Source organism: Cellulosimicrobium cellulans (assembly GCF_001722485.1).
Taxonomy (GTDB): Bacteria; Actinomycetota; Actinomycetes; order Actinomycetales; family Cellulomonadaceae; genus Cellulosimicrobium; species Cellulosimicrobium cellulans_A.
In genome coordinates, this window is the sequence record NZ_LWGL01000127.1 from 1 (window position 1) to 9,540 (window position 9,540).

The window sequence follows — 9,540 nt, forward strand, 5'->3', positions numbered from 1 at the left end:
CGGTGCGGTGCCGGCGGCGCGGGCGGCGGCGACGCGCTCGGCGTGGCTCGGCGGGTTCGCCGGGACGTGCGCGGGGCGCGCGGCCTCCATCTCGGCGCGCAGGACGGGCACGACCTCGCCCGCGAGGAGGTCGATCTGCTCGAGGACCGTCTTGAGCGGCAGGCCGGCGTGGTCGATGAGGAACAGCTGGCGCTGGTAGTCCCCGACGTGCTCGCGCATGGCCGCGTAGCGGTCGATGACCTGCTGCGGGGACCCGACGGTCAGCGGCGTCTCGCGCGTGAAGTCCTCCATCGACGGGCCGTGCCCGTACACGGGCGCGTTGTCGAAGTAGGGCCGGAACTCGTCCCACGCCTTCTGGGAGTCCTTGCGCATGAACACCTGGCCGCCGAGGCCGACGATCGCGGTGTCCGCGGGGCCGTGGCCGTGGTGCTCCCAGCGCTGGCGGTAGAACTGCACCATCTGCTTCGTGTGGCTCATGGGCCAGAAGATGTTGTTGTGGAAGAACCCGTCGCCGTAGTAGGCCGCCTGCTCGGCGATCTCGGGGCTGCGGATCGACCCGTGCCACACGAACGGCGGCACCCCGTCCAGGGGGCGCGGCGTGGAGGTGAAGCCCTGCAGCGGGGTGCGGAACCTGCCCTCCCAGTCCACGACGTCCTCGGTCCACAGCCGGCGCAGCAGCGCGTAGTTCTCGACGGCGAGCGGGATGCCGTTGCGGATGTCCTGCCCGAACCACGGGTACACGGGGCCGGTGTTGCCCCGGCCCATCATGAGGTCCATGCGGCCCTCGGAGATCACCTGGAGCATCGCGTACTCCTCGGCGAGGCGCACCGGGTCGTTCGTCGTGATGAGCGTCGTGGAGGTCGACAGGACGATGTTCTTCGTCACACCCGCCAGGTAGCCGAGCATCGTCGTGGGCGACGACGGCACGAACGGCGGGTTGTGGTGCTCCCCCGTGGCGAAGACGTCCAGGCCCGCCTCGTCGGCGTGCTCGGCGATGGTGAGCATGGCGCGCACCCGCTCGGTGTCGTCCGGGGTCCGGCCCGTCGTGGGGTCCGTCGTGACGTCACCGACGGTGAAGATGCCGAACTGCATGGTGTGCTCCCAGTGTCTCGGGCCGATGCGATACCTCTGCCGATGTCCATGCGTTTGCATGTACACGGCGCTCAACCGAGCACCCTCCCCGTTTGTTCCCGGCCGCCTCCCTCCCGCCCTCCTCCTCCTCTCGCGGCGGCGGACGTCACCCCGCGAGGATTTGCGTGCGACCCGGAAAGCCGGGAGCCTGAGGTCCGCGACGCACCGTGGCGGACCCGGCGGACGGTGCGCGGCCCGCACTGCGGCGCGCGCGCGTTCGTTCACGGGACCTTCACCACGCGTCGGAACACCTCGTCACCATCACGCGTTGCGTACTCGTAGACCGGGCACCCTCGCACCCCCTCGGGGCGCCCCGAGACCCCCCGACGATCCTCTGGAGGACACCATGGCCGACCGTTCGCTGCGTGGCATGAGCATCGGTGCGAAGAGCATGGAGTCGGACGAGGGCGTCGACTTCGCGCCGCGTTTCCAGGCGCACTACGACTGCCCCAACGGCCACACCATCATCCTGCCGTTCTCGACCGACGCCGAGGTCCCCCCGGTGTGGGAGTGCCGCTGCGGCGCCGAGGCGCTCCTGCGCGACGCCGAGCGCCCCGAGCCCAAGGCCGGCAAGCCCGCCCGCACCCACTGGGACATGCTGCTCGAGCGCCGCACCATCTCCGAGCTCGAGGAGCTGCTCGACGAGCGCCTCGACCTGCTGCGCGCCGGCAAGCTCCGCCGCAGCGCCTGACCCCCGCCGCCCGCGCGGCGCCGCGAGAGGCCCGGTCCCCGTCCGGGGGCCGGGCCTCTCGCACGCCCGCCGACCGTCGTACGGGCCGAGTCAGTGCACGCTTAGTGCACGGTCAGCGCACGCGCGTGCGCGCGGCCGTACGCGGGCGCGCGAGCCCGCGCAGCTGCTCCGCGCGCCGTCGCACTCCCCAGACCGTGACGCGCCACAGCGCCTCGGTGACGATCGCGCGGCTCATCTTCGACCGCCCCGCCGTGCGCTCGACGAACGTGATCGGCACCTCCACCACGCCTCCGCCGGCCCGTGCGACGCGCCACGCCATGTCGACCTGGAAGCAGTACCCGTGCGACGCGACCGTCGCGAGGTCCAGGGCGCGCAGCGCGCTCGCACGGTAGGCGCGGAAGCCCGCCGTCGCGTCCCCGAGGCGCAGCCCGAGCGCGAGACGCACGTACGCGTTGCCCCCGCGCGAGAGCACCTCGCGGTGCCACGGCCAGTTCTCCACCTCGCCGCCCGGCACCCAGCGCGACCCGATGACGAGGTCCGGCACCGCGCCGTCGCCGCCCCTCTCGCCCAGGGCCGCCAGGAGCCGGGGCAGCTGCTCCGGCAGGTGGGAGCCGTCCGCGTCCATCTCCACCACGACGTCGTAGCCGCGCTCCAGCGCCCAGCCGAAGCCGGCCACGTACGCGGCGCCGAGCCCGTCCTTGCCCGCGCGGTGCAGCACGTGCACGCCGGCGTCGCGCGCGGCCATCTCCTCCGCGAGGTCGCCCGTGCCGTCCGGGGACGCGTCGTCGACCACGAGCACGTCCGCGTCCGGCACCGCCGCCCGCAGGCGCCCCAGCGTGCCGGGCAGCGTCAGCGCCTCGTCGTACGTGGGCACGACGACGAGGACCCGCCCGGGTGCGCCGCTCACGCCGGCTCCCCGCCGTCCTGGCACACCGCGCGCGCCGAGACCTGGCGGCGCTCGCGGACGCCTGCGACGACGCCGCACGCGAGCAGCGCGAGGGCCGCCGCGCCGACGACGGCGGCGGGGACGGCGCCGGCCCGCACGGCGGGCGTGAGGTCGGTGCGCAGCGGCAGGGACGCGACGAGCTGGTCGGCGGTGAACAGGCCGGTGCGCTGCAGGAGCTCGCCGTCGGGGGCGATGACGCCGCTGACCCCGACGGTGGAGACCTGCACGGTCGCGCGGCCTGTGGCGATGGCGCGCAGCTGGGACATGGCGAGCTGCTGGGTGGACTCGGCCGTGTACCCGAAGGACGCGTTGTTGGTCGGCACGACGAGCACCTCGGCGCCGGACGTCACGGCGTCGCGCACGAGTTCCTCGTAGGCGACCTCGAAGCAGATGACGACGCCGAGGGGGACGGTGCGGCCGAGGCGCTCGGCGTCGAGGTCGACGACGCCCGTCTCGGTGCCGGGGATCATGTCGATCGTCACGCGGTCCACCTGGTCGGAGAACAGCCGCAGGAACGAGCGCATCGGCATGTACTCGCCGAACGGTGCGGGGTGCTGCTTGGCGTACCGGTCGACGACGCCGGTGCCCGGCTCCCACAGCAGCGCCACGTTGTACCGCCCGCCCGTGGCGGGGAACTCCTGCGCACCGACGAGGATCGGCGCGTCGACCTCGGTCGCGGCGTCGTCGATGGCGGCGGCGACGTCGCGCGCCTCCTGCGGGTCGAGGTCCGAGCCGTTCTCGGGCCACAGCACGACGTCAAGGCCGCCCGGCTCGACCTGGTCGAGGAGCGCGAGCGTGCCGTCGAGGTGGTTGTCGAGCACCTCGGCGCGGTTGGCGAACGACCCCAGCCCTGGTTCGGCGACGTTCCCCTGCACGGCGCCGACCTCGAGCGTCCCGGACTGCGCGCGGTCGTCGAGCGGGACGAGCAGCGGGGCGGCGACGAGAGCTGCCGCGGCGAGCAGGGACGCCGGGACGAGGAACCGGGACGGGCGGCCGCGCCGGGCACCGCCGTCCGTGCCGTCCGCATCCGTGCCGTCCGCGTCCGTGCCTCCCGCGGCGCGCGTGCGGGCGCGCCACAGGGCGACCGCGGCGACCGCGAGGAGGGACCCGACGAGCGCGACGAGCAGCGAGACGAGCACCTCGCCGCCGAGCCACGCCGCCCGGCCCAGCGGGGAGGCGGCCTGGGAGAACGCGAGGCGCCCCCAGGGGAAGCCGCCGAACGGCACCTCGGTGCGCGCCTGCTCGACCCCGACGAACGCCACCGCGAACGCCACGGCCTGCGCCGCGGGGCGTGCGCGCAGCCAGGGCCAGCGGCGCGCCCACACCCAGCCGGCGCCGAGCACGGCGACGAAGCACGCCTCCATCACGGACAGTGCGACCCACGGCACCGTGTCGGTGGCCTCGTTGGCCCAGTACAGGTGCGGCAGGAAGAACGCCAGGCCCCAGGCGAGACCGACGAGCGCGCCCCAGCGGGCGTCGTCGCGCCGCAGGGCCACGAACAGCAGCGCCACCCCGGCGAACGCGGCGGGCCACCAGCCCCGGTCGGGGAACGCCGCGTCGGTGACCAGTCCCCCGACGACGGCGAGCAGCACCGCCACGAGCCGCGACACGCCGGACGGAGCCTGCGGATCGGTCGCGGGCCGGCGGGGCGGGGAGGCCGGCCGGGAGGCCGGGTCGGTCAGCGGTGCAGGGGCGGCCACGGGGTGCAGACTACGCCACCGACCTGCACGGGCAGCGGCGTGCGGCGGGCCCGCGCACCCTTCGGCCCGTGCCCCGCCGCCACCGACGGAGCACGTTTTCTACTGAGCGCGCGGGCCCGGCCTGACGCCCGACGTGGGCACACCGAGGGCCCGTCGATGGTGGCTGGTTCCCCCTGCGGCCGCCGGGGCCGGAACACCCCTCGAAACTACCGGTGCTCCTCGTGGTGTCAAGCGGCAGGAATCAGTCGAACGTGTCGAACAGGACGTTCCCGTCGCGCACCGTCTGCAGGCACACCGGGCGCGGCAGGTCCGGGCCGAGCTCGGGCAGCAGCGGCGTGCCGGCGCGCGCGTCCGTGCTCCACGACGACGTCGCGCGGCCGAGCGGGCCCTGCACCGCGAGGTGCTCCGCGCGCCACACCGCCAGGTGCGCCGGGGCGCCCACGCGCAGCTGGCCGGCACCGGTGTGGTCCAGGCCCGCGAGGCGCCACCCGCCGCGCGTGTGCGCGCGGAACGCGGCTCGGGCCGAGATGCGCTGGTCCGGGTCCACGTGCGACATGGCCGCGAGCACCCCTGCCCACGGGTCCAGGCGCGTCACCGGGGCGTCGGACCCGAACGCGAGCGGCACGCCGGCACCGGCGAGGTCGGCGAACGGGCTCAGGCCCTCCGCCCGCGTCGCGCCCACGCGCGCCGCGTACGTCCCCTGCGGACCGCCCCACGCGGCGTCGAACGCCGGCTGGATGCTCAGGCTCACCCCGTACAGCAGCATCGTGGCCAACGCCGTCGCGTCGACGAACAGCGCGTGCTCCACACGCGGCCGCGCCGTGCGCACCACGCTCGCGCCGTGCGCCTGCGCCGCCGCCTCGAGCCCGGCCACGAGCTCGTCCATCGCCCGGTCCCCGATCACGTGGAACCCGCCCTGCGTGCCCACCGCCGCGACCGCCGCCAGGTGGTCCGCGACCTGCTCCGCCGTGAGGTACAGGCTGCCCCGCTCCCCCGGCACCGGGGCGTCCCGGTACGGCTGGCGCATCGCCGCGGTGCGCGACCCGATCGACCCGTCGACGTTCAGGTCCCCCGCGATGCCCGCCAGCCCCGGCAGGTCCGCCAGCAGCGCGTGCGCGTCGTCCGCGCTCTCGCACAGCTCGCCCCGGTACCCCACGACGTGCGCGAGCCCGCTCGCCGGGTCGCGCGTGAGGTCGAGCACCTCGCGCAGGCCGTCGCGCGTGTCGATGTGCGGCGCGCTCATCTCGTGCACCGACACGATGCCCCGCTCCGCGGCCGCGGCCAGCGCCGCCCGGTACAGCGCCGTGCGGCGAGCCGGCGGCACGTCGCGCGCCACGTCCCGGGCCACGTGGTGCGCCTCGCCCGTCACCCAGCCCGACGCGTCCCACCCGGGCCGCGACTCCAGTCCCGCGCGGCGCGCGAGCGTCGTCGACACCACCGCCGAGTGCACGTCCACGCGCGCCGCGTACACCGGCCGACCGCCCGCCGCCGCGTCGAGCTCGCCGGCCGTCGGCGGCCGGCCCTCCGGCCAGGACCGCTCGTCCCACCCGAACGCGAGCACGGTCTCGTCCGCGCCCGCCTGCGCCGCCGCCCGGCCGATCGCGGCCAGCGCCGCGTCCAGCGACGTCACGCCGGCGCTCGCGGACAGGTCGACGCCGGCCAGGGCGAGTCCGACCTCGAACAGGTGGACGTGCGCGTCGACGAAGCCGGGCGCGACGAGCGCGCCCTGCAGGTCGACCACCCGGTCGGCGCGGGCGGCGAGGCCGTCCGCGGTGTCGTTGGCGCCGATCCAGGCGATGACGCCGTCGTCGACGAGGAGGGCTTCCGCGAACGGGTCCGCGGCGGAGTGGATCACGCCGCCGCGGTAGAGGGTGGAGGTCACGGTCCTGCACGATACCGTCACGTCGTCGCTGCCATGGCAGCACACCGCACCCGCCCGCGCGGGTCGGGGTGTCAGACGCTGGAGTACGCGACGACGCCGCGGCGCAGGCGGTCGATCGCCTGGTTCGCGGTGCGGCGCAGGGCCGGGGTGGGTGCGGCGGTGGCGAGCTGGTCGAGCACGTCGATGACCTGCTTGCACCAGCGCACGAAGTCGCCCGCGGCGATCTCCGAGCCGCGCAGCACGGCGTCGAGGCTGCGGCCCACGGCCCACCGGTGCACGGCGGCGACGAGTCCGAGGTCGAGCTCGCCGGTGGCGTCGAGACGGTGCGCGCTCTCGAGGTCGTCGACCTCGGACCACACGCGCACGGTCGCGTCCAGGGCCTGGGCGAGGGTGCCGTGCGGCCCGCCGGGGATGTACGGCTCGGCGGCGTCGTCGCGGCGCCCGGAGTACACGCACGTGGACACCACGGCGGCCAGCGCCGGGGCGTCGAGGTCGTCCCAGACGCCGCGGCGCAGGCACTCGGCGAGCAGCAGGTCGTTCTCGGCGTACAGGCGGCGCAGCCACCGCCCGTCGCTCGTGACGCGCAGCTCCGTGCCGTCCCCGCCGGCCGCACCGTCGCCAGCGGCCGCACCGTCGTCGCCGGGGCGCTCGAGGTAGCCGAGGGTGAGCAGTACGTCGCACGTGCGGTCGAACAGCTTGGCGATGGACCCGGTACGGCCCTCGACGCGGCCCACGAGCCGGTCGTGCTCCTTCTTCAGCCGCTGCCAGCGCTCGGCCCAGCGGGCGTGGTCCTCCCGGTCGGGGCAGCCGTGGCACGGGTGGGCGCGCAGCTGCGCGCGCAGGCGGGCGAGCTCGGCGTCGTCGGCGGCCGCGGACCGGGCGCGCGGGCCCTTGCCGGGGCGGGTGCCGGGCTCGTCGAGCGCGCCGAGCGCGTTGCGCAGGGACGACGCGAGGTCGCGCCTGTGCGCGGGCACGCGCGGGTTGAACGTCTTGGGGATGCGGACCTTCGCGACCGTGCGCACCCCGCCGGGCGCGTCGGCGATCGTGAGCTTCTTCACGGCGCGGTCCTGCGTGAGGACGGTCGGGCGGGGGCCGTCGAACCCGGCGCCCTCCCCCGGGTCGAGCACGACGACGTACCCGGCGCGGCGACCGGACGGCACCTCGACGACGTCCCCCGGCCGCAGCCGCTCGAACGCCGCGACGACCTCGGCGCGCCGGGACCGGCTCGCCGCGCGCGACAGGTCCGCCTCCCGGTTCGCGATGCGGCGTCGCAGCGCGGCGTACTCGGAGAAGTCGCCGCGGTCGCACGTCATGGCCTGCGCGTACCCCTCCAGCGCCTCCGCGTGCGCCTGCGCCTGCTTCGCCAGCCCGACGACGCCGCGGTCGGCCTGGAACTGCGCGAACGACGTCTCGAGGACGTCGCGCGCCCGCTCGCGCCCGACCTGCGCGACGAGGTTGACCGCCATGTTGTACGTGGGCCGGAAGCTGGAGCGCAGCGGGTACAGGCGCTTGGACGCCAGGCCCGCGAGGTGCACCGGGTCGAGGCCGGCGTGGTCGACGACGACGGCGTGCCCCTCGACGTCGATGCCGCGCCGCCCGGCGCGCCCCGTGAGCTGGGTGTACTCGCCGGGGGTGACGTCGACGTGCGCGGACCCGTCCCACTTCACGAGCCGCTCCAGCACCACCGACCGGGCGGGCATGTTGATGCCGAGCGCGAGGGTCTCGGTGGCGAACACGACCTTGATGAGGCCGCGGCTGAACAGCTCCTCGACCGTCTCCTTGAACACGGGCAGCATGCCGGCGTGGTGGGCGGCGATGCCGCGCGCGAGGGACTCGCTCCACGTCCAGTACCCGAGCACGTCGAGGTCCTCGGTCGGGATGGGCGCGGTCCGCTCCTCCGCGACCCGCCGGATCTCCGCCTCCTCCTCGGGCGTCGTCAGGCGCAGCCCCGCCGTCAGGCACTGCGTCACGGCGCCCTCGCACCCGGCCCGGGAGAAGATGAAGTAGATCGCGGGCAGCAACCCGTCCTCGTCGAGCGCGTCCACCACGGAGAACCGCGACGGGGTCCGGCGCGAGAACCCCGCCCGGTCCGGCCCCGGGCGCCGTCCCCCTCGCCCGCGGTAACCGCGGTCGCCCGGCCCGCGCCCCCTCCCCCCGGGCCCGGACGTGCCGGTGCGCGGCGCGGAGCGGAACGCCGCGAGCAGGTCGGGGTTGATCGGCGGGTTCACGCCCGGGTCGGTCGGGTCGACGTGCCCCGCGTACAAGTCCAGCAGCTCCGCCCCGAGGCCCGGCCGGCCAGGGCCCCGCTCGACGCGCGCGGAGTCGCCCGCGGCGACGAGGACGTGCTGCCACAGCGGCACCGGCCGGCGCTCGCTGACGACCACGGCGGTGTCGCCGCGCACCATCTCGAGCCAGTCGCCGAACTCCTCGGCGTTGGACACGGTGGCGGACAGGGACACGAGCTGGACGTCGTCGGACAGGTGGATGATGACCTCTTCCCACACCGGTCCGCGGAAGCGGTCGGCGAGGTAGTGCACCTCGTCCATGACGACGTACCCGAGGCCGTCGAGCGCGGTGGACCCGCCGTACAGCATGTTGCGCAGCACCTCGGTCGTCATGACGACGACGGGCGCGTCCCCGTTGATGGTGGTGTCGCCGGTGAGGAGCCCGACCTGGTCGGCGCCGTGGCGGCGCGCGAGGTCGGCGTACTTCTGGTTCGACAGCGCCTTGATGGGGGTGGTGTAGAACGCCTTGCGGCCGGTGGCGAGCGCCAGGTGCACGGCGAACTCGCCGACGACGGTCTTCCCCGCGCCGGTGGGGGCGGCCACGAGCACGCCGCGGCCCTCCTCGAGGGCCTCGCACGCGCGCACCTGGAAGTCGTCGAGCGGGAAGTCCAGGACGCGCCGGAACTCGGCGAGGCGGGTGCGGGACGCGGCCTGGCGGGCGCGGGACGCCGCGTACCTGGCGGCGGGCGAGTCGGCGGGCGTGTCGGCAGCCGTCATGGGTTCAGCCTACGGTTCGCCGCCGCGCTCGCCGGTCGGCGCACCGTCAGCCCGCTGGTCAGCGCGCCGCGGCCCCGGGGTGCAGGACGACGAGGGCGCCGGGGACCGCCTCGACGTGCAGCGGCAGGGGCCCGAGGTGCTCGCCGTCGCCGAACGCGTGCGGGGGCGGCGCGCCGGCGTCGGTGGGC

The 9,540-nt window shown here is 75.6% G+C and carries 6 protein-coding genes; 1 reads left to right on the forward strand and 5 read right to left on the reverse strand.

Annotation, left to right across the window (positions count from 1 at the left end; translation table 11 throughout):
- On the reverse strand, nt 1-1,092 hold a 1,092-nt coding region (locus JZ5iCDA_RS12915), incomplete at its 3' end, for an LLM class flavin-dependent oxidoreductase (RefSeq protein WP_069387550.1).
- A 385-nt stretch (nt 1,093-1,477) separates the two neighbouring features.
- On the opposite strand from JZ5iCDA_RS12915, the gene JZ5iCDA_RS12920 reads away from it, so the two are divergent.
- Nucleotides 1,478-1,822, forward strand: a complete 345-nt coding sequence (locus JZ5iCDA_RS12920; protein WP_069387551.1) for an RNA polymerase-binding protein RbpA — start codon at nt 1,478-1,480, stop codon at nt 1,820-1,822.
- A 112-nt stretch (nt 1,823-1,934) separates the two neighbouring features.
- Here JZ5iCDA_RS12920 and JZ5iCDA_RS12925 read toward each other — a convergent pair whose 3' ends face one another.
- The 4 genes from JZ5iCDA_RS12925 to JZ5iCDA_RS12940 all read right to left on the reverse strand — a co-directional run bounded on the left by JZ5iCDA_RS12925 (nt 1,935) and on the right by JZ5iCDA_RS12940 (nt 9,352).
- The gene (locus JZ5iCDA_RS12925; protein WP_069387552.1) at nt 1,935-2,729 is read right to left on the reverse strand and encodes a polyprenol monophosphomannose synthase; all 795 of its coding nucleotides are present in this window, start codon (nt 2,727-2,729) and stop codon (nt 1,935-1,937) included.
- On the reverse strand, nt 2,726-4,468 hold the full coding sequence (gene lnt / locus JZ5iCDA_RS12930) for an apolipoprotein N-acyltransferase (protein WP_366246671.1): 1,743 nt from the start codon (nt 4,466-4,468) through the stop codon (nt 2,726-2,728). The genes JZ5iCDA_RS12925 and lnt overlap by 4 nt, the downstream gene beginning before the upstream one ends.
- A gap of 241 nt (nt 4,469-4,709) precedes the next feature.
- A complete protein-coding gene (locus JZ5iCDA_RS12935; RefSeq protein WP_069387554.1) occupies nt 4,710-6,350 on the reverse strand; it encodes an amidohydrolase in 1,641 nt (546 codons plus the stop codon).
- Nucleotides 6,351-6,421: 71 nt separating this feature from the next.
- A complete protein-coding gene (locus JZ5iCDA_RS12940; RefSeq protein ID WP_069387555.1) occupies nt 6,422-9,352 on the reverse strand; it encodes a DEAD/DEAH box helicase in 2,931 nt (976 codons plus the stop codon).
- Between the last annotated feature and the right edge of the window lie 188 nt (nt 9,353-9,540).

What these genes read in the sequence shown, in the direction of transcription:
- JZ5iCDA_RS12920 (WP_069387551.1), top strand. Translation starts at nt 1,478, where the DNA reads ATGGCCGACCGTTCGCTGCGTGGCATGAGCATCGGTGCGAAGAGCATG.
- JZ5iCDA_RS12940 (WP_069387555.1), bottom strand. Translation starts at nt 9,352, where the DNA reads ATGACGGCTGCCGACACGCCCGCCGACTCGCCCGCCGCCAGGTACGCG.